Origin of the sequence: Lachnoclostridium sp. An169 (genome assembly GCF_002160525.1) — a bacterium.
Lineage (GTDB): Bacteria > Bacillota > Clostridia > Lachnospirales > Lachnospiraceae > Mediterraneibacter > Mediterraneibacter cottocaccae.
The window spans coordinates 16,921-35,114 of the sequence record NZ_NFKT01000042.1 but is presented as its reverse complement, the minus strand read 5'-3'; the positions used below and the strand labels follow the sequence as shown (position 1 = coordinate 35,114).

The window sequence follows — 18,194 nt, the reverse complement described above, 5'->3', positions numbered from 1 at the left end:
AGAAAGAGACACCTTCACAGGGAATTCAGGTTTGAAAAAGCCTGGATTTTGTGGGAGTGTCTCTTTCCTGTATATCAGGGGCTAAAAATTGGTATTATCCGACAGCCCCTTTCTGATGCGATGCAGATCAGCATCCGCAGCCGTTTCCGCAGCCGTTGCCAAAGCCGCCGCAGCAGAAGAGAAGCAGAATGATCCACAGGCAGCTGTCGTTTCCGCAGCCGTTTCCGCCAAATGTGCTGCCGCCGCATCCTCCGCAGCAGCAGAGAAGCAGGATAATCCACAGACAGGAAGACATACCGTTGCCGTTTTCGCATCCGCATCCACAGTTCGTAGCAGTTAAATCACTCATGTTAAATCCTCCAGATAAGATATTGTTTACAGTTTTATAGTATGCCGGGGGTGAAAAAGTGTGATTGGATAAAAAATAAATTTTCAGGCATGTCCCTTTCAGGTTTTAAACAGCTGTTCTACGCTGAGCATGCCCCATCCGGCTTCTGTTCCAGGGAAAGCCTGACAGGATTCCCGGAGCCTGAGCTTGACTTCCACATTCGTCATATCCGGGTATTTTGAGAGCAGGCAGGCGATGGCGCCGGAGACGACAGGTGTCGCCATGGAAGTGCCGCTTTTGATCGTGTAAGGGTGTTCGCCGGGCAGGGAGTAACGGCTGTTGCAGCTGATGATCCCGGTGCCGGGAGCGTAGATGTCCGGTTTTACGACGCACTCGCCGGTGGGCCCCCTGCCGGAGTAGTTCAGCCGGTTTCTGCGGCAGCTGACCGGGGGAAGGGGAGAATCGGGAACGCCTACGGTGATCACTTTTCTGCTGCTTCCGGGGACAGAGACAGTGCCCGATTTCGGACCGTAGTTCCCGGCGGAGACGACCACGACAAGCCCGGCGTCCCAGAGATGCTCTACCGCCTCGAGAAGAAGCTGCTTCTGTTCCCGTGGAAGGTCCGGCTGGGTTCCTACGGAAATATTGACAATGCGGATGTCATACGTGCTTTTCCGAGACAGGATCCATTCGATCCCTTTTAGCACAATATCCACATTCCCGTTCCCTTCCCGGTCAAGAACCTTTCCGATAATCAGTTCGGAGCGGGGAGCCATTCCCGCGTACAGACCCGAGGAGGCAGTGCCGTCCCCGGCAAGAATGCCCGCCACATGGGTGCCGTGCCCGCTGTCGTCTCTTTCCCCGGACGATCTGCCTGTAAAATCCCGGAAATCAAGGATGCGGTTCTGCAGATCCGGATGATTCGAGACGCCAGTGTCAAGGATGGCGGCGCGGATCCCCTGACCCAGGAAGTTTCCCTGTGTGATGTCAGGACACCAGTAACCGACGGTTTGCTTTACGAATTTCATGACAGAAAAAATCCTTTTTATATAAGAATATTCGCAAAAATACGGAATGTTCAAAAGATGGGGAAAAGAGGATTCAAAGAGATTTAAAGGATGTAAAGAAAAAACACTTGACACCCCTGCCGCTTTCGTGTATGATACCAGAGGTGACAACGATGAACAAGTTTTTAGAACAGGCTTTATTATATGACTTTTACGGGGAACTTCTCACAGATCATCAGAAGGAGATCTATGAGCAGTTCGTGCTGGATGACCTGTCGTTGAGCGAGATCGCCGAATCGGAAGGGATCAGCCGCCAGGGGGTGCACGATCTGGTGAAGCGCTGTCAGAGATCCCTGGAAGGATATGAGGCGAAGCTCCACCTAGTGGAAAAGTTCCTTGCCATCAAGGAGAGCGTAAAGGATATCGAGAGGTATCTCGATGAGTGGGAGAGCGAAAAGCAGGAACCTGAGGAAGTTATCAGAAAGATCCGGCAGATATCGGACCGGATCATAGAGGAGTTATAGAATGGCATTTGACAGCTTAACAGAAAAACTTCAGAATGTGTTTAAAAACCTGCGGAGTAAGGGAAGGCTTACAGAGGATGATGTCAAGACGGCTCTCAGAGAAGTCAGGATGGCTCTCCTCGAGGCGGATGTCAACTTCAAGGTTGTGAAGAATTTTATCAGAGATGTCCAGGAGCGGGCGGTCGGACAGGATGTGATGAACGGCCTGAATCCCGGACAGATGGTGATCAAGATTGTAAATGAGGAGCTTGTCAGACTGATGGGTTCCGAGACTACAGAGATCAAACTGCAGCCCGGAAGCGCCATGACAGTGATCATGATGGCGGGACTCCAGGGAGCAGGTAAGACGACCACCACCGCAAAGCTTGCAGGGAAGTTCAAGTTAAAAGGAAAGAAGCCGCTGCTTGTGGCGTGCGACGTCTACCGGCCGGCGGCGATCAAACAGCTGCAGATCAACGGGGAGAAGCAGGGCGTGGAAGTGTTCTCCATGGGAGACAGGAACCGTCCCGCCGATATCGCAAAAGCCGCAGTGCAGCATGCCGCAAAGAACGGCAATAATATTGTAATACTCGACACCGCCGGACGTCTCCACATTGATGAGGACATGATGGCGGAACTTCAGGAGATCAAGGAAGCGGTAACGGTTCATCAGACGATCCTGGTCGTGGACGCCATGACCGGACAGGATGCGGTCAACGTGGCCGGAACCTTCAATGAAAAGATTGGCATCGACGGCGTGATCGTCACAAAGCTTGACGGTGACACAAGGGGCGGTGCGGCGCTGTCCATCAAGGCAGTGACCGGGTGCCCGATTCTCTATGTCGGTATGGGAGAGAAGCTCTCCGATCTGGAACAGTTTTATCCTGACAGAATGGCATCCCGTATCCTGGGCATGGGTGACGTGCTCAGCCTGATCGAGAAGGCAGGCGCGGAACTGGATGAGGACAAGGCCAGGAAGATGGCTGACAAGATGAAGAAAGCCCAGTTCGACTTCGAAGATTATCTTGACAGTATGGAACAGATGAGAAAGATGGGCGGTCTCTCCGGGATTATGAGTATGATGCCGGGGCTTGGAGCCATGGGCGGCAGGGGAAAGATGCCGGAACTGGATTCGGAGGAGAATGAGAAAAAGATGGCCCGCATGGAGGCCATGATCTATTCCATGACTCCGGAGGAACGGCGGAATCCCGATCTTCTCAATCCCTCAAGAAAGCACCGGATTGCAAAAGGCGCAGGTGTTGATATCTCCGAGGTCAACCGCATGGTAAAACAGTTTAACGAGTCGAGGAAGATGATGAAGAAGCTTCCCGGACTCATGGGTGGAAAAGGTGGCAAAAAGGGCAGATTCAAACTCCCTTTTTAACACATAGATAACATTTAAACAATAGAAAAATCAAGAGGTGAAAAAAATGGCAGTAAAGATCAGATTAAGAAGAATGGGACAGAAGAAAGCTCCTTTCTATAGAATCGTAGTAGCAGATTCAAGGTCCCCGAGAGACGGAAGATTCATCGAAGAGATCGGAACATACGATCCGAACCAGGATCCGAGCGTGTTCAAGGTAGATGAAGAAGCAGCAAAAAGATGGCTCAACAATGGTGCACAGCCGACAGAGGTTGTAGGAAAGATCTTCAAGGCAGCAGGTATCGAGAAATAATTAAGATGTCTTCGCGGAGGTGCGCTTATAATGAAAGAATTAGTTGAAGTGATCGCGAAAGCTCTCGTTGACAATCCGGATGAAGTGACGGTCACCGAGAAAAAAGAAGGCAAAACCACAGTGCTCGAACTGCACGTGGCAGACGGTGACATGGGAAAGGTCATCGGAAAGCAGGGACGTATCGCAAAAGCGATCCGCTCCGTTGTGAAAGCGGCAGCGGCCAAGGAAGACATGAGGGTCGTTGTTGACATCGTATAGATGAAGCAGACAGGGGATAGTCTTCATGATATGTGAAGCTGTCTCCTGATTTTATCTTGGTGAACCCGGGCGGGCAGGGAGAACGTCTGTCTGCCTGTTTTCCTGAAAAAGCAGATAATGCACGGAGGAAGGACTGCATGGAACAATTTCTTCAGGTGGGAGTCATATCTTCCACGCATGGAGTCCGCGGAGAGGTCAAGGTATTTCCCACGACCAGTGACGCGGAACGATTTAAAAAACTGAAAAAAGTGCTTCTGGATACCGGGAAGGAGCGGATCCCCCTGGAGGTTGCGAATGCCCGGTTTTTCAAACAGTTTGTGATCCTGAAGTTTAAAGGCATTGACAATATCAATGATATTGAACAATATAAAGGAAAGAGCCTGCTTGTCTCCAGGGAGGATGCTGTCCGCCTGGAGGAAGATGAGTATTACATCGCTGATCTCATCGGCATGACCGTGTACACGGAAGAGGGGCGTTTCGGGGTGCTCAGGGACGTTATGGAGACCGGGGCGAATGAGGTCTATATCGTTGACTCGGATGAACACGGCGAGGTGCTGATCCCGGCGATCCGGCAGTGCATCCTTGATGTGGATGTGGATGAAAACAGGATGACGGTCCGGCTTATGGACGGACTGATCTGAAGGAGACGAACATGAATTTTCATATACTTACACTGTTTCCGGAGATGGTTTTGAACGGGCTGAACACCAGTATCATCGGACGTGCCGTGAACGCAGGACTCCTCTCGGTTGAGGCTGTCAATATCCGGGACTATGCATTTAACAAACACCAGAGTGTGGATGATTACCCTTATGGCGGAGGCGCGGGCATGCTGATGCAGGCGGAACCGGTGTATCTCGCCTATGAGTCGGTGGCGGAGAAACTGGAGCGAAAGCCCAGAGTGATCTATCTCTCTCCCCAGGGAGATGTGTTCAGCCAGAAGATGGCGGAAGAACTGGCTCAGGAAGAGGAACTGATCCTTCTCTGCGGACATTATGAGGGGATTGATGAGCGGGTGCTTGAAGAGATCGTAACCGATTATGTTTCCATCGGAGATTACGTGCTGACCGGCGGGGAACTTCCCGCCATGGTGATGGTTGACGCCATCTCCAGGCTGGTTCCGGGGGTGCTGCACAACGACGTGTCGGCGGAGTTCGAATCCTTTCAGGACAACCTTCTGGAATATCCCCAGTACTCCCGGCCGGAAGAGTGGCACGGAAAGAAGGTTCCGCCGGTGCTGCTGTCCGGACATCATGCCAATATTGAAAAATGGCGGCGGGAACAGTCCATTCTGCGGACGTATGAGAGGCGTCCGGACCTGCTCGAAAAGAGCAGCCTGACGGAAAAAGAGAAAAAATGGCTGGACGAAATGAAAAAAGAGCTTGAAAACAAGTGAGAAATATGGTAAACTACAACAGTTGTGAAAAGAAGAGCGATGGTCCTCTGGCACTTTTTATGTGTTAAGAACGTCAAATATTAAGGAGGTCACACAAAATGAATGAGATTATCAAGAAAATCGAAGCTGAGCAGTTAAAAGAGAATGCACCTCAGTTCAACGTGGGAGATACCGTAAGGGTACACGCGAAGATCAAAGAGGGAAACCGTGAGAGAATCCAGGTGTTCGAAGGAACTGTCCTTAAGAGACAGGGCGGCGGAGCAAGAGAGACTTTCACAGTAAGAAAGACATCCAACGGAATCGGAGTAGAGAAGACATGGCCGGTTCACTCACCGCATGTTGAGAAGGTAGAGGTTGTGCGCAGAGGTAAAGTAAGACGTGCGAAACTGAATTACCTGAGAAAACGTGTCGGAAAAGCTGCAAAGGTAAAAGAATTAGTAAAATAGTAACCAGGAGAGGGACAATTACAGATCTGTAGTTTGTCCCTCTTTGTATAATCTGGGAATCTGGAGGAACTATGCAGGGCTTAAGTTTTAACAGAAAGCGGAGAACAGCACAGAAGAAACAGCACCGGCGGGCGCCGCGCCAGACCGGAAACCTGAAATTCGAGAACAGAAAGAGGAAACTTCGTTTTGAGAAGAAACCTTCCAGGTCTGCCGCCTCCCTTGCTGCAGAGATTTTCCGGTGGGGAATGGAGATTGCGATCGTCTGTGCAGCGGCATTCCTGATCGTTCTGGCGTTTGGAGAGCGGGTGAGCAGTGCAGGGGATTCCATGCGGCCCACACTGTCCAACGGAGATGTTGTGCTGGTAAACAGGGTGATATATAATATAAAGGATCCGTCCAGAGGAGACGTTATTGTCTACCGGGAAAACGAGAACGTCCACTATTCGATCAAGCGGGTTGTGGGACTTCCCGGGGAGACGGTCCAGATAACGGACGGAAGTGTATATATAGACGGAGAGCCGGTGACGGAGGATATCCATGTCTCCGGCATCGAATATCCCGGTGTGGCGGCGGAGCCTGTGGAACTGGGCGAGGACGAATATTTTGTGATCGGCGACAATGCGGCGTCCAGCGATGACAGCAGGACTCCGGGCGCGGGGAATGTGACGCGTGACGAGATCTACGGACAGGCATGGTTTGCCGTGAAGTCCGATGAAAATTTCGGCTTCATTTCCTAGATGAACCGGGAATACCTTACCGGATAGAAGTCCGGAAACAGGAGAAAAATAATCCGGATGCGGAAGAATAAAAATCCGGACAGGAGGTAGAACATGCATTTTCAGTGGTATCCGGGGCATATGACGAAAGCCCGCAGGATGATGCAGGAAAATATAAAGCTGATCGATCTGATCATAGAGCTGGTGGACGCCAGAGTTCCTCTTTCGAGCAGGAATCCGGACATCGATGAGCTGGGAAAGAACAAGGCGAGAATGATCCTGCTCAACAAGGCGGATCTGGCGGAAGACAGGATAAATGACGAATGGGTTGCCTTTTTTAAGGAGAAGGGCTATTCCGTGGTAAAAGTGAACTCGAAAAAGGGCGGGGGAATTAAGTCCATTCAGTCCGTCATTCAGGAGGCGTGCCGTGAGAAGACGGAGAGAGACCGGAAAAGAGGAATTCTGAACCGTCCGGTACGCGCCATGGTGGCAGGAATCCCCAATGTGGGAAAATCCACGTTTATCAACGCCCTGGCGGGCAAAGCCTGTGCAAAGACGGGGAATAAGCCGGGTGTGACGAAAGGAAAACAGTGGATCCGGCTGAATAAGAATGTGGAACTTCTGGATACTCCCGGAATCCTCTGGCCGAAATTCGAGGACCAGGAAGTGGGGCTGAAACTTGCGCTTATCGGCTCCATCAAGGACGAGATCCTGCAGACGGAAGAACTGGCGGGAGAGCTCGTGAAATTCCTGATCCGGGAGTATCCGGGTGTTCTGGAGGAAAAGTACGGAATCGAGCCGGCAGAAGATGTGTACGGCTACCTGAATCATATTGCCGAGAGCCGGCACTGTCTTGTGCGCGGCAGCGAACTGGACACGGAGAAGGCAGCGGCGATTCTGATGGATGATTTCCGGAACGGACGGCTGGGGCGGATTACGCTGGAAAAGCCGCCTTGTGAAAAAGCAGCTGTTACAGCGTAAAAGACAGAAAGAAGGAAACAGCGGATGAAGAAGATTTTTAGAGAACTGCTCGGGTGGATCGTATATATCCTGATAATTGTAGGACTGACTTATCTGATTATTACATTTGTAGGGCAGAGAACGATGGTGAGCGGCTCCTCTATGGAGACGACGCTCTCGAACGGGGATCAGCTCATTGTGGATAAGATTTCCTATCGCTTTACAGATCCGAAGCGGTATGATATCATTGTATTTCCTTATCAGTACGAAGATAATACATACTATATCAAGAGGATTATCGGGCTTCCGGGAGAGACGGTCCAGATCGTGGACGGTTATGTCTATATCGACGGGCAGCAGCTGGATGAACACTACGGCAATGCCGTGATGGAGGAGGCAGGACTGGCAGCGGAACCCATAAAGCTGGGGGACGATGAGTATTTTGTCCTTGGAGATAACCGGAACAACAGCCAGGACAGCCGCGCTGCCAATGTGGGCGTGATCCACCGCAGGGATATCCTGGGCAGGGCATGGGTGAGAATCTGGCCTCTGGATCGGTTCGGAGTGATCCGCCATGAGTGACAGAAAAAGTATTGCCCAGATCCGCGCAGAGTTTGAAGCGGCAGAAGAAGCACAGTGGGAAGAGCTGTGCGCCCGGTATGGAGAAGATGAGCGCACAGGAGTCAGAAAGCTGGTGGAGGGGTGCCGGAAGAAGGCGGCATCCCTGGCTGCGGAGCGGGAACGCCTGGATGCCATGAGAGCATATGAGAGAAAATATGACCAGTATGATTTTATCTGCGGGATAGACGAGGCGGGAAGAGGACCTCTGGCGGGACCGGTGGCAGCCGGGGCGGTGATTCTGCCGAAAGACTGCGAGATCCTGGGGCTGAATGATTCGAAGAAACTCTCCCCGGCAAAGAGGGAAGAACTGTACGATGAGATCATGGAGAAAGCTGTTGCCGTGGGGGTGGGGCTTGTGTCTCCGGCGAGGATTGATGAGATCAATATACTCCAGGCAACTTATGAAGCCATGCGGGACGCCATTTCAAAGCTTTCCGTGGAGCCGCAGATTCTTCTGAACGATGCCGTGACAATCCCGGATATCCTGATACCTCAGGTGCCGATTATCAAGGGAGATGCAAAGAGCGTGTCCATCGCAGCGGCAAGCATTATTGCAAAAGTAACCAGGGACCGGCTGATGGTCCGGTATGATGAGATTCTGCCGGAATACGGATTTGCCAGGCATAAAGGGTATGGGTCGAAGGAGCACATTGAGGCGATCCGGAGACTGGGACCAAGCCCGATTCACCGGCGGACCTTTATCGGAAACTTTCTCTGACGGCAGAGAAGCAGCAATGCCAAGTGCGGCGGCATGCCGTGGAAGAGGAAAATTCCGGCAGCGGCGGTTGTGGCGCGTGGGAAGGAAAAAATATGGAGAAGATAAACTGGCGCCGGGTGGGCGGCATGTATGAACAGGCTGCGGGAGCGTATCTGGAACAGAAAGGTTATACAGTTCTGGAGTATAATTACCGCTGCAGGGCGGGGGAGATTGATATTGTTGCCATGGATGGAGATACCCTGGTTTTCTGTGAAGTAAAGTACCGCTCCGGTCCGGAAAAAGGAAATTCTCTTGAGGCGGTAGACGCCAGAAAGCAGCAGACCATCTTCCGCTGCGCCATGTTTTATCTGGCAGAGCGGAAGATGGGAGAGATTCCCTGCAGGTTTGACGTGATTGGGATAGATGGAACAGATTCCCCGGAGATTGTCCATATCGAGGATGCGTTCAGGGGGTAGCACTCAGAGGGCAGGATCCGGAAAAAAGGAAAGGCATGGTGAAATATGGGGCTCGGGCTTGTTTATAAAGACGGGAGACATATATTTGACGAGGCGGGGGTGGATGAAAACGGGCAGCAGGTTCCGTTTCTGAAATTTCCGCTGTTTGAAAATACGGGGATTGTCCGGCACGGATTCTCTACCCGGAAAGGCGGCGTAAGCGAAGGGTGTTTCGCCTCGATGAATTTAAGCTTTGACCGGGGAGACGACCCGGAGGCGGTACGGGAGAATTTCCGCAGAATCGGAAGAGCCATAGGTGTGAGATGCGAGGACATGGTGCTCTCCAGACAGACACATACTACGAATGTCCGTGTGGTGACAGAGGCGGACCGGGGAAAAGGAGTTATCCGTGAGAGGGATTACAATGATGTGGACGGACTTGTGACAGATGTGCCGGACATCTGTCTGGTCACTTCCTATGCGGACTGTGTTCCCCTCTATTTTGTGGATCCGGTGAAAAGGGTCATCGGGTTAAGTCATTCCGGGTGGCGCGGAACAGTGGGAAAAATCGGGAAAAAGACAGTTGAACTTATGCAGGAGAAATTCGGCTGCGATTCCGCTGATATTCTGGCGGCAGTGGGGCCGTCCATCTGTGTGGAATGCTATGAGGTCAGTGAAGATGTGATCGGGCAGTTCCGGGCGGCGTTTGACCGGGAATTCTGGAAAGAACTGTTTTATGCAAAAGAGAATGGAAAATACCAGCTGAACCTCTGGAAAGCCAATGAGCTGGTGTTCCGTGAGGCGGGGATCCTTCCGGAACATATGGCGGTCACCAATGTCTGCACCCGGTGCAACAGCAAGATTCTCTATTCCCACAGGGCGATGGGAAACAGGCGTGGAAATCTTTGTGCATTTCTCGCGCTGAATGTGGAAAAACAGGATAAAAAAAGAGTATAACGTGGAAAAGAAAGAAAACAGGAGGTGCCAGTTATAATGCAGCCGATGATTTGGTTGGCGGCGGCTTCCCAGACGGAGCCGTCTGTCGAGGATGTAATTGATACGGCGGAACAGGTTACAACGGATACAGTCCAGGAAGTAAATCAGTTTATAAAATTTTTTAATGATAGAATACCGGATCTGATCGCTTTCGGAATCCAGGTTGTGCTGGCGATAATCGTTTTTATAATCGGAAGCAAACTGATTAAATGGGTCCGCAGAATTGTGAAAAGATCTCTCGAACGTGCAAATGCAGATACCGGGGTCAGCCAGTTCATTGACTCCCTGCTGAAATTCGGACTTTATGCGCTGCTTATTTTCATCATTGCCATGCGCTTCGGGGTAGAGTCATCTTCTGTTGCGGCGCTGATTGCCTCGGCCGGTGTTGCCGTAGGCCTGGCAGTGCAGGGGACGCTCTCGAATTTCGCAGGCGGCGTCCTGATCCTGCTGCTCAAACCTTTCACGGTTGGCGACTATGTAATTGTTCCCCAGGAAGGAATCGAGGGAACTGTAAAGGAAATCCAGATCTTTTACACAAAGATGGCGACAGTGGACAATCAGACGGTCGTTGTGCCAAACAGTATTCTCACGGAAAACAGCCTGACTAATGTAACGGCAAGACCGGAGAGACAGCTTGATCTGAAAGTGGGGATTTCCTATGACGCGGATCTGAAGAAGGCGAAACAGCTGATCGAAGATATGCTCTATTCGGATTCTACGATTATCCAGGATGAGGATATCAAAGTGTTTGTGGATTCCCTGGGGGACAGCTCTGTGGTGATCGGGCTGCGGGCCTGGGTAAAGACGGAGGAATACTGGAAGACAAGGTGGAGACTTCTCGAACAGATCAAGTTGACCTTTGACGAGGAAGGAATCGAGATACCGTACAATCAGCTTACCGTGCATATGAAAAATGAAGAATAAGAGGGTGGAACAAATGATATCCGAAGCAGACAAGAAAAACAGCTCCCAGAATAAGATACTGACAATTCCGAATATACTGTCCTTTTTCCGGCTTTGCCTGATACCGGTTTTTATATGGCTCTACTGCTGGGAGAAAAATTATATCCTGACGGGAGTGATTCTGATCGTGTCCGGACTGACGGACACTGTGGACGGCATTATTGCCAGGCGGTTCAATATGGTCAGTGATCTGGGAAAAGTGCTGGATCCCATTGCGGACAAACTGACCCAGGCAGCGATGCTCTTCTGCCTTGTAACCCGTTTCCCGCTCATGATTGCCCCGCTTGCCCTGATGGTTCTCAAAGAGACTTTTATGGGGATTACCGGTCTTCTGTTCATAAAGAAAACCGGCGAGGTGTTCGGCGCGGAGTGGCACGGCAAGGTTGTCACATGGCTGCTCTATGCCATGATGATCCTGCATGTATTCTGGTTTAATATTCCGGACGGGGTATCCAGAGTACTGATCGGAATCTGTATCGTGATGATGGTGATATCCATGGTGCTGTATGGAAGACATAATATACGGGCACTGAGAAAAAAATAAAAAAATAGTTGAAATTTCTTTTAAAAAGAGATATAATAACAAAGGTTCGTCTGAGACGGACCGATTGCCGGAATAGCTCAGTCGGTAGAGCACTTCACTCGTAATGAAGGGGTCGTCAGTTCAAGTCTGATTTCCGGCTTTTTTATTTGCAGAAAGCGCAGTCCAGAGGGAAGAGGACTGCGCTTTTCATTTTAATCTGTAATTGTAAATGTATTCAGCGTCCGCGCCGGTATATGGATGCGGATCACATCACCTTTTATCCGGAAAGCATACTCTTTATCCGTATCGGATGAATTCAGGATGACCACTGCAAGGCTTCCGTCGGGATTCTTTGCCGCGGTTACCTCCACAACTGCATCGCAGCGGGAGAAGCCGATGCGCACTGCGCCCGGCAGGATGAATTTCGCAAAGTGGCTGATGTATTCAAAGCTTAAGGTCTTACGGTATGTGCCGTCATCATTGGCAATCACAGGAGATGCGAATCCGCCCGGCACGTGGCGGGGACCGCCGTCTTTGTCCAGAATCAGGTTCCAGTCGATCCAGCGGTTCATGCCTGCGTTAATATTTCCGATCAGATCGTGGGCGTAGGCGACAGCGTCTTCATAGTCCACCGTGCCGGGCAGCTTCCCGCCGCCGAAAAGTCCCATGAATCCCGCCTTTCCCGGCGGGTGAAGAGTGCAGCACTCGCTGGACATGAGTACTTTGCCCGGAAATTGCTGCCGGGTGAGCTCAACCGCCTCGAAATGGTCCCCGGAATACCAGTGAAAGGCAATACCGTCTACCATCTTATCTGTAACATCATCGATGATCTCCGATGAGTACTCCAGTACACGCTCTTTGTTGTGGTCCCAGATAAACAGTTCGACTTTCCCTGTAAGCCCGGCTTTTTTTAATTCCGGATACAGGAAATCACGGAGAAATGTCTTCTGTTCCTGTGCGGTCCATACACAGCTGTCCCATTCTGTAGCGGCGATGGATTCGTTCTGGAGACTCATCATTGTCACCGGGATTCCTTCGTCCAGATATGCCAGTATATATTTTGTCAGATACTTTGCCCAGGAGCCGTAGTATTCCGGCTTCAGGCTGCCGCCGTGGCAGCGGGAAGGCTTTGTATAGTCTACCGGATCCATCTGGATGCCGAGCGTGTTGCCGTAGACCGACAGGTCGTTTTTCGGCTGCTCCGGCGGCGTTTTCCAGACGGCAGGGGGCGACCAGGGACTCATCAGGACGCTGATGGGCTCCACGGAAATATCGATGGCTTCTTTCAGGGCGGGAAGGACATAGATCTGATCCCGCTTAATGGAGAAGGTGTTCAGCTCCGGATCGGAGATGGGATCTTTTACCGCCGCATACTCTTCCAGGGAATAGTCACAGCTGTCTATGGGGACCCGGATAAAACGGGTATGGTTACCGGAAGGGCCAAAGTAGTCTTCCAGTACCCTGCGCCTTGTTTCGGCGTCCATTTTCGAGAGCAGATAGGCAGAAGATTCGGTCATCGCCGTGCCGAAGCCCTCGATGGTCTGGAATGTAAGGTTCGGATACAGGTTGATCACACCGGACTCCAGATGGGAGGGCTCGTCGGCTTCCCTTGTGACCGGGATAACGGTTTCTTTTTGCAATGCGTTTCCGTCAGCGGAAAACGTGGTAATCTGTCTGCAGTTCATGGGAAAATTCCTCCTTTGCTTTTTCTTAAAGAATACCACGATAGTTTATAAAAGTCTTACTTTATCCAATCCGATATTTCCAATATTCGATCATAATTGTGAGAAAACTGTTGAAAAAATTCCCGGATTATGTTATTGATTGAATCAGAAAAAGTAACATACAGGTTTTCAGTGTCCGGAACCGGATCTGCCGCACCTCAGGTCCGGTTATGGCGGAGGTGCAGCACAGTGAGGCCGGTGATTCCTGGCAAATGAAGGGGGCTCAGTATATATGGCGGGAAGCAGGGAAGGATATTATGAGATCAAAAGCGGACATTTTTACAGTGAGGAGATGAAGGCTACGGCGTTTGCGGGCAATCTCCTTTTCAACGGTCTGCACTGGCACAGCAGTCTGGAGATCCTTTTTTGCCTGAAAGGGAAGATACGCGTGCGTCTGGAAGGAAATGTTCTGGAAATGGAGGAAGGAGACATTCTGACTATTGACAGCGGTATGAGCCACGAGATCTTTGACGGAAGCCGGGGCGGGCTTCAGATTATTGTTCTGATTGACGCTTCGATGCTGCACCGGCAGGCGAATGAGCAGTACGAACTGGCCACTGTGGGAGAGCGCAGAAAGAGCCGGGAGGACGAGGAGATCCTTTCGGTAAAAAAGAGTCTGCGGAGAATGACATGGCTTCTGACGCCGGACAGAAGCGGAGGAAAAGAGTGTTCCGAAGAGGAGTGGGACTGGTTTCACAGGGAAATGTACAATGTACTTCTGCACCTTTCCCGCAATAAGAGAAAAGTAGCAGAGAAGAATGATCTGCGTGCCGGAGCACCCCAGAAAAGCCTCGAAAAATGTCTGGAAATCCTGAACCGGGATTTTGCGGAAGAATTAAGCGCCGCAGTGGTCGCCGGCAAACTCGGCGTCAGCGAGCCCACGGTATACCGTATGTTTAAAAAGCAGATCGGAGTGAGCTTTTCTGACTATCTGAATATGGTAAGGATCAATGCAGCATGCGGCTACCTGGAAAATACCGACTGGGATATTATGGAGGTGGCGGAAAAGAGCGGGTTTACAAGTCTGAGCAACTTTTACCGTGTGTTTTCACAGCAGCGGGGAATGTCACCGAGGGCGTGGCAGAAGGAGAAAGTGCGCCATCCCGACAGAAAATCTTCTGTCGGACAGGATATTATGGGACTGAACCGGTTTGAGAATTTTTATGAACTTTCATACGAAAGAGATTTTCTGCTAGGATGAGCCCGCTTTTTGTGATATACTGAAAACGATGTTTTTACGAGGAGGAAATGGGCATGAAACCAACGGAACAAATCGTGGATTTATTCAGTAAAGACCGTTTCGCCACGGATAACGGTGCAGTGATAGCCGAGGTGGATGATCATTATGCAAAATGCATCCTTCAGCTTGAGGACCGGCACAGAAATGCCATGGGTGCGGTGATGGGCGGTGTGTATTTTACACTGGCAGACTTTGCCTTCGCTGTGGCGTCCAACTGGCAGGAGGTGGGGACGGTTTCCCTGAATTCCGAGATTGCCTATCTGGGCGCGGCAAAAGGGGAAGTCTTAAGCGCAGAGGCATTCTGTGTGAAAAACGGAAGGACGACAAGCTATTACCGGATTGAAGTGAAAGATGATCTGGGGAATCTGGCAGCCGTTGTAAATACCACGGGCTTTAACACGAGCCACAGGAAGGGATGAGTGTCTGCCTCCGGATGTTTGCAAAATTAAAAAATAAGAAGGAAGAGAGGAACTTACTGAATGAAAAGAGAGAAATTCGGCACCAGGCTGGGATTTATCCTGATCTCGGCCGGATGTGCCATCGGACTGGGAAATGTCTGGCGTTTTCCGTATATTACCGGACAGTACGGCGGAGCGGCGTTTGTGCTGATCTATCTGGCCTGCCTTGTGCTTCTTGGTCTGCCGATTATGATTATGGAGTTTTCTGTGGGACGTGCTTCCCAGGCAAGTATCGCCCTTGCGTTTGACAGACTGGAACCGAAAGGGACAAAATGGCACTGGTACAAATTCTTCGGTATCGCGGGCAATTACCTTCTGATGATGTTCTACACAACCATCGGGGGATGGCTTCTTCTGTATATCTTCAAGATGGGGGCAGGCGGATTCGAAGGAATGGACACTGCACAGATTGAGACAGAGTTCGGAGAACTTATGGGAGAGCCTGTGCTGATGACGGTGCTTATGATTATTGTCGTTGTCCTATGCTTTGGCGTCTGCAGACTGGGACTGCAGAAAGGTGTGGAAGGAATTACCAAGGTGATGATGGTGCTTTTGTTCATCATGCTGATTATTCTGGCTGTCCGCTCGATTCTGCTTCCCGGAGCAGGAGAGGGACTACGTTTCTATCTTCTCCCTGATTTCGGCAAAATGAAAGAAGCGGGAATCATGGAAGTAATCTCCGCCGCCATGGGTCAGTCTTTCTTTACTCTGAGCCTTGGTATCGGCGCGATGGCTATTTTCGGAAGTTATATCGACAAGAAGAGAACCCTTCCGGGAGAGGCGATCTATATTACGATTCTGGACACCTGCGTTGCTTTTACGTCGGGACTGATCATCTTCCCGGCAAGTTTCGCGTTTGGAGTAAACCCGGACAGCGGTCCGAACCTTATCTTCATCACCCTGCCGAATATCTTTAACTCCATGGCAGGAGGAAGAATCTGGGGAGCGGTATTCTTTATCTGCATGTTCTTCGCGGCGGCGTCCACGATCATTGCAGTATTTGAAAATATTATCGCTTTCGCCATGGACCTGACGGGATGTTCCAGAGGAAAAGCGGTAGCGGTAAATCTGGTGGCGATTATCGTGCTTTCCATGCCCTGTGTACTCGGCTATAACCTGCTGAGCGGATTCGAGCCCTTCGGGCCGGGCAGTGCAATCCTCGACCTTGAAGATTTCATCGTAAGCAACAACCTGCTGCCGCTCGGAAGCCTTATATACGTGCTCTTCTGTACAAGCCGTTACGGCTGGGGCTGGAATAACTTCCTGAAAGAAGCCAACACCGGCGAAGGCCCCAAATTCCCGAAAGCAGTCAGAATCTACGTAACCTATATCGTTCCGCTTATAGTCCTGTTCCTGTTCATTCAGGGATATTGGTCTAAATTTGCAGGTTAGGCTCAAGCAGTGCGGGAGATAAAAAAGAGATGACTCATCATGCTTGCATGAATGTGTCATCTCTTTTTTTATCTCACATAGGGCGCAGCCCGTGAGCGGGATGGAGCGCGAAGCGCGGAATCCCGCTGCCGCACTGTGGACGGAGCCGGGGGCGCAGCCCCCCTATTCTGTTATTTTAACCGCCAGCACAGCAATCCCTTCTTTTCCGGGAAGTTTCATATCTGTATACCCGCTTGCCTTTTCAATCAGTGTTTCCCTTGTCATATTCCACACATCGATCACATCAATCCGGTAGGAAGCGTTTTCCGGCAGATTGATCGAGGAAATGCTGGGCTGATGCCCGCTGAAGTATTTCAGAAAAGCGTCATCCCCGCAGTGGCCGTTAAAATTATCGCCTTTCATCTTGATACACTCCGCATTTTCGTCTGTAACAGAGTTAAACAGATGAATAAACGGATTCTCCGCGGCATTCACAGGCTCCTCCTCCTGTCCGGGCTCCAATTTTCTCGGTTCATTCCATGGTTCTACCGGTGACGGCAGGCTGTAGAGAAGATCCTTCAGAAAAGCGATCCGCTTTGGACTTTCACCTTTGAGAACACCGCCTCTCGCCCACCAGAGAATCTCATCTTCAGAGAAAAATGTCTCGCCGTGAGTCGCGTAAGCGCCTACAGAGCAGGCTTTCCAGAAACGGTTCGTCATCTCAAATGCAGAAATATTTCCCCATTCGTGCTGAATATCTCCTTCATAGCAGAACTCGTCGTAGACAACCGGTTTCTGGTAGCGATCCATCCATTCCGCGGCTTTGTAGAATGCAATAGTCTGGACGCAGACATGTGTGATGGCAGGTCTTGAAAAATCATAAAATTTGATGCAGTTATGATTGCTCAGAAGATGGCCGTAAGGATCATTTTTCACGATCGTGTCTTCAATCTCAAACCAGTCGTTCTCTGACAGATGGAACATCAGGTCATATTCATTTGCCATGCTCCACCAGATATAGGGAATAGCCGCGAGACGTCTTAAGGCGTAATCCAGATAAACCTTGTTCTCCTCCATGCTCATTTTGGAAAATCCCCAGCGGTCGTAAGGATGGAAGAGGATCAGATCTGTCTCTATCCCCATTTCTCCGAGACGGTTAAGGATTTTCTCAAAGTGAGCCCAGTATGCGAAGCAGGGGCGGTGCACATCCCATTTCCCGTCCGCATCTTTTTCAAAAGGATAGAACTGGGGCTCATTGTGGTTGTAGTCGTAGTGCTTCGGAAAGATGCAGTGGCGCACCTTGTTAAACGGCGCTGTAGAAAGCGTGTTAAGCGTCTGCTCGATCAGTTCTTCAGACTGGTGGGCGAGGGCATAAATCGTTGTACCGAAAGGCAGATATTTTGTGCCGTCCTGATAAACAAAATGAGTGCCTTCTGCCTGAACCATGCCGTGTGCAGTTTCGGATACGGTGCAGTCTTCTTCACCGGACGCGTTGACAACGCCGGATACTGCCCACGTATAATGTCCTTCCTTCTGCGGAAGAAAACGGACTTTGTAAGTACCATTTCCATCATAAAATCCTTTTACATTCCATGTCTCATCCCCGCAACTGAATTTTGCCTGAATATCTGCAAGTGCCTGAGAGCCTTCCGGTTCCGGACCGGAGAACGTCAGTTCAAATGTCTCATAGCGTTTCATCGTGTTACCTCCTTGTTCTGACAGAGTTATCTGTATTCTATGATGATATCATAGCAAAGAGAGAACTTAACAACAAGAAAATATTAAGTGAAATACACTTAATACATGCTTAATTTCCGGAGTTGCATACTTATCCGGATTTCACAGATATTGCAAGA

Annotated in this window: 22 protein-coding genes and 1 tRNA gene; 19 read left to right on the top strand and 4 right to left on the bottom strand. The window is 50.5% G+C overall.

Features of this window, described 5'->3' with window-relative positions; all coding sequences use genetic code 11:
- Positions 1 to 127 precede the first annotated feature (127 nt).
- Positions 128 to 349 (bottom strand): chorion class high-cysteine HCB protein 13, encoded by a 222-nt coding sequence (locus B5F07_RS20025; RefSeq protein ID WP_087162976.1) that lies wholly within the window; start codon positions 347 to 349, stop codon positions 128 to 130.
- A gap of 98 nt (positions 350 to 447) precedes the next feature.
- Entirely contained in the window at positions 448 to 1,356 is a 909-nt protein-coding gene (locus B5F07_RS20020) for a S8 family peptidase (protein ID WP_087162975.1), read from the bottom strand.
- A gap of 152 nt (positions 1,357 to 1,508) precedes the next feature.
- Between B5F07_RS20020 and ylxM the strand changes: the two genes are divergently transcribed.
- From ylxM to B5F07_RS19940, 16 genes are all read left to right on the top strand, one after another.
- Complete coding sequence (ylxM, locus tag B5F07_RS20015) at positions 1,509 to 1,859, top strand: YlxM family DNA-binding protein (protein WP_087162974.1); 351 nt, start codon at positions 1,509 to 1,511, stop codon at positions 1,857 to 1,859.
- 1 nt (position 1,860) lies between these two features.
- Positions 1,861 to 3,222 (top strand): signal recognition particle protein, encoded by a 1,362-nt coding sequence (ffh, locus tag B5F07_RS20010; protein WP_087162973.1) that lies wholly within the window; start codon positions 1,861 to 1,863, stop codon positions 3,220 to 3,222.
- A 46-nt stretch (positions 3,223 to 3,268) separates the two neighbouring features.
- The gene (gene rpsP / locus B5F07_RS20005; protein ID WP_087162972.1) at positions 3,269 to 3,514 is read left to right on the top strand and encodes a 30S ribosomal protein S16; all 246 of its coding nucleotides are present in this window, start codon (positions 3,269 to 3,271) and stop codon (positions 3,512 to 3,514) included.
- Between the two features lie 30 nt (positions 3,515 to 3,544).
- Complete coding sequence (locus B5F07_RS20000; RefSeq protein WP_087162971.1) at positions 3,545 to 3,772, top strand: KH domain-containing protein; 228 nt, start codon at positions 3,545 to 3,547, stop codon at positions 3,770 to 3,772.
- Positions 3,773 to 3,909: 137 nt separating this feature from the next.
- Complete coding sequence (rimM, locus tag B5F07_RS19995) at positions 3,910 to 4,413, top strand: ribosome maturation factor RimM (protein WP_087162980.1); 504 nt, start codon at positions 3,910 to 3,912, stop codon at positions 4,411 to 4,413.
- Positions 4,414 to 4,424: 11 nt separating this feature from the next.
- Positions 4,425 to 5,168, top strand: a complete 744-nt coding sequence (trmD, locus tag B5F07_RS19990) for a tRNA (guanosine(37)-N1)-methyltransferase TrmD (RefSeq protein ID WP_087162970.1) — start codon at positions 4,425 to 4,427, stop codon at positions 5,166 to 5,168.
- A 98-nt stretch (positions 5,169 to 5,266) separates the two neighbouring features.
- Positions 5,267 to 5,614, top strand: coding sequence for a 50S ribosomal protein L19 (gene rplS, locus B5F07_RS19985; protein ID WP_087162969.1), 348 nt, complete (start codon positions 5,267 to 5,269; stop codon positions 5,612 to 5,614).
- A 71-nt stretch (positions 5,615 to 5,685) separates the two neighbouring features.
- A complete protein-coding gene (gene lepB, locus B5F07_RS19980) occupies positions 5,686 to 6,351 on the top strand; it encodes a signal peptidase I (RefSeq protein WP_087162968.1) in 666 nt (221 codons plus the stop codon).
- A 93-nt stretch (positions 6,352 to 6,444) separates the two neighbouring features.
- Positions 6,445 to 7,311, top strand: coding sequence for a ribosome biogenesis GTPase YlqF (gene ylqF / locus B5F07_RS19975; RefSeq protein WP_087162967.1), 867 nt, complete (start codon positions 6,445 to 6,447; stop codon positions 7,309 to 7,311).
- Positions 7,312 to 7,335: 24 nt separating this feature from the next.
- Complete coding sequence (gene lepB, locus B5F07_RS19970; RefSeq protein WP_087162966.1) at positions 7,336 to 7,872, top strand: signal peptidase I; 537 nt, start codon at positions 7,336 to 7,338, stop codon at positions 7,870 to 7,872.
- Positions 7,865 to 8,629 (top strand): ribonuclease HII, encoded by a 765-nt coding sequence (locus tag B5F07_RS19965; protein WP_087162965.1) that lies wholly within the window; start codon positions 7,865 to 7,867, stop codon positions 8,627 to 8,629. Before lepB (B5F07_RS19970) ends, B5F07_RS19965 begins: the two co-directional genes overlap by 8 nt.
- Positions 8,630 to 8,721: 92 nt before the next feature.
- Entirely contained in the window at positions 8,722 to 9,084 is a 363-nt protein-coding gene (locus tag B5F07_RS19960; RefSeq protein WP_087162979.1) for a YraN family protein, read from the top strand.
- A 45-nt stretch (positions 9,085 to 9,129) separates the two neighbouring features.
- The gene (gene pgeF / locus B5F07_RS19955; protein ID WP_087162964.1) at positions 9,130 to 10,020 is read left to right on the top strand and encodes a peptidoglycan editing factor PgeF; all 891 of its coding nucleotides are present in this window, start codon (positions 9,130 to 9,132) and stop codon (positions 10,018 to 10,020) included.
- Positions 10,021 to 10,065: 45 nt separating this feature from the next.
- On the top strand, positions 10,066 to 10,983 hold the full coding sequence (locus B5F07_RS19950) for a mechanosensitive ion channel family protein (RefSeq protein ID WP_087162978.1): 918 nt from the start codon (positions 10,066 to 10,068) through the stop codon (positions 10,981 to 10,983).
- Between the two features lie 13 nt (positions 10,984 to 10,996).
- The gene (locus tag B5F07_RS19945) at positions 10,997 to 11,566 is read left to right on the top strand and encodes a CDP-alcohol phosphatidyltransferase family protein (RefSeq protein WP_087162963.1); all 570 of its coding nucleotides are present in this window, start codon (positions 10,997 to 10,999) and stop codon (positions 11,564 to 11,566) included.
- Positions 11,567 to 11,632: 66 nt separating this feature from the next.
- A tRNA-Thr gene (locus B5F07_RS19940) sits at positions 11,633 to 11,705 on the top strand.
- A 52-nt stretch (positions 11,706 to 11,757) separates the two neighbouring features.
- Here B5F07_RS19940 and B5F07_RS19935 read toward each other — a convergent pair.
- Positions 11,758 to 13,230: a glycoside hydrolase family 30 protein gene (locus B5F07_RS19935; protein ID WP_087162962.1), complete on the bottom strand. Its 1,473-nt coding sequence runs from the start codon at positions 13,228 to 13,230 to the stop codon at positions 11,758 to 11,760.
- Positions 13,231 to 13,501: 271 nt separating this feature from the next.
- On the opposite strand from B5F07_RS19935, the gene B5F07_RS19930 reads away from it, so the two are divergent.
- From B5F07_RS19930 to B5F07_RS19920, 3 genes are read left to right on the top strand one after another with little or no spacing between them, the layout of a single operon-like run.
- Positions 13,502 to 14,470: a helix-turn-helix domain-containing protein gene (locus B5F07_RS19930; protein ID WP_087162961.1), complete on the top strand. Its 969-nt coding sequence runs from the start codon at positions 13,502 to 13,504 to the stop codon at positions 14,468 to 14,470.
- Between the two features lie 47 nt (positions 14,471 to 14,517).
- Positions 14,518 to 14,928, top strand: coding sequence for a PaaI family thioesterase (locus B5F07_RS19925; protein WP_442911418.1), 411 nt, complete (start codon positions 14,518 to 14,520; stop codon positions 14,926 to 14,928).
- A gap of 60 nt (positions 14,929 to 14,988) precedes the next feature.
- Complete coding sequence (locus B5F07_RS19920) at positions 14,989 to 16,359, top strand: sodium-dependent transporter (protein ID WP_087162959.1); 1,371 nt, start codon at positions 14,989 to 14,991, stop codon at positions 16,357 to 16,359.
- 162 nt (positions 16,360 to 16,521) lie between these two features.
- On the opposite strand, the gene B5F07_RS19915 is transcribed toward B5F07_RS19920, so the two are convergent.
- Positions 16,522 to 18,036: a DUF5060 domain-containing protein gene (locus B5F07_RS19915; protein ID WP_087162958.1), complete on the bottom strand. Its 1,515-nt coding sequence runs from the start codon at positions 18,034 to 18,036 to the stop codon at positions 16,522 to 16,524.
- Positions 18,037 to 18,194 lie beyond the last annotated feature (158 nt).

What these genes read in the sequence shown, in the direction of transcription:
- B5F07_RS19950 (WP_087162978.1), top strand. Translation starts at nt 10,066, where the DNA reads ATGATTTGGTTGGCGGCGGCTTCCCAGACGGAGCCGTCTGTCGAGGAT.
- B5F07_RS19965 (WP_087162965.1), top strand. Translation starts at nt 7,865, where the DNA reads ATGAGTGACAGAAAAAGTATTGCCCAGATCCGCGCAGAGTTTGAAGCG.
- B5F07_RS19915 (WP_087162958.1), bottom strand. Translation starts at nt 18,036, where the DNA reads ATGAAACGCTATGAGACATTTGAACTGACGTTCTCCGGTCCGGAACCG.
- trmD (WP_087162970.1), top strand. Translation starts at nt 4,425, where the DNA reads ATGAATTTTCATATACTTACACTGTTTCCGGAGATGGTTTTGAACGGG.
- rpsP (WP_087162972.1), top strand. Translation starts at nt 3,269, where the DNA reads ATGGCAGTAAAGATCAGATTAAGAAGAATGGGACAGAAGAAAGCTCCT.
- lepB (WP_087162968.1), top strand. Translation starts at nt 5,686, where the DNA reads ATGCAGGGCTTAAGTTTTAACAGAAAGCGGAGAACAGCACAGAAGAAA.
- pgeF (WP_087162964.1), top strand. Translation starts at nt 9,130, where the DNA reads ATGGGGCTCGGGCTTGTTTATAAAGACGGGAGACATATATTTGACGAG.
- B5F07_RS19920 (WP_087162959.1), top strand. Translation starts at nt 14,989, where the DNA reads ATGAAAAGAGAGAAATTCGGCACCAGGCTGGGATTTATCCTGATCTCG.
- B5F07_RS20000 (WP_087162971.1), top strand. Translation starts at nt 3,545, where the DNA reads ATGAAAGAATTAGTTGAAGTGATCGCGAAAGCTCTCGTTGACAATCCG.
- ylxM (WP_087162974.1), top strand. Translation starts at nt 1,509, where the DNA reads ATGAACAAGTTTTTAGAACAGGCTTTATTATATGACTTTTACGGGGAA.
- B5F07_RS20025 (WP_087162976.1), bottom strand. Translation starts at nt 349, where the DNA reads ATGAGTGATTTAACTGCTACGAACTGTGGATGCGGATGCGAAAACGGC.
- lepB (WP_087162966.1), top strand. Translation starts at nt 7,336, where the DNA reads ATGAAGAAGATTTTTAGAGAACTGCTCGGGTGGATCGTATATATCCTG.
- B5F07_RS19960 (WP_087162979.1), top strand. Translation starts at nt 8,722, where the DNA reads ATGGAGAAGATAAACTGGCGCCGGGTGGGCGGCATGTATGAACAGGCT.
- ffh (WP_087162973.1), top strand. Translation starts at nt 1,861, where the DNA reads ATGGCATTTGACAGCTTAACAGAAAAACTTCAGAATGTGTTTAAAAAC.
- rplS (WP_087162969.1), top strand. Translation starts at nt 5,267, where the DNA reads ATGAATGAGATTATCAAGAAAATCGAAGCTGAGCAGTTAAAAGAGAAT.
- B5F07_RS19945 (WP_087162963.1), top strand. Translation starts at nt 10,997, where the DNA reads ATGATATCCGAAGCAGACAAGAAAAACAGCTCCCAGAATAAGATACTG.
- B5F07_RS19925 (WP_442911418.1), top strand. Translation starts at nt 14,518, where the DNA reads ATGGGCATGAAACCAACGGAACAAATCGTGGATTTATTCAGTAAAGAC.
- rimM (WP_087162980.1), top strand. Translation starts at nt 3,910, where the DNA reads ATGGAACAATTTCTTCAGGTGGGAGTCATATCTTCCACGCATGGAGTC.
- B5F07_RS20020 (WP_087162975.1), bottom strand. Translation starts at nt 1,356, where the DNA reads ATGAAATTCGTAAAGCAAACCGTCGGTTACTGGTGTCCTGACATCACA.
- B5F07_RS19930 (WP_087162961.1), top strand. Translation starts at nt 13,502, where the DNA reads ATGGCGGGAAGCAGGGAAGGATATTATGAGATCAAAAGCGGACATTTT.
- B5F07_RS19935 (WP_087162962.1), bottom strand. Translation starts at nt 13,230, where the DNA reads ATGAACTGCAGACAGATTACCACGTTTTCCGCTGACGGAAACGCATTG.
- ylqF (WP_087162967.1), top strand. Translation starts at nt 6,445, where the DNA reads ATGCATTTTCAGTGGTATCCGGGGCATATGACGAAAGCCCGCAGGATG.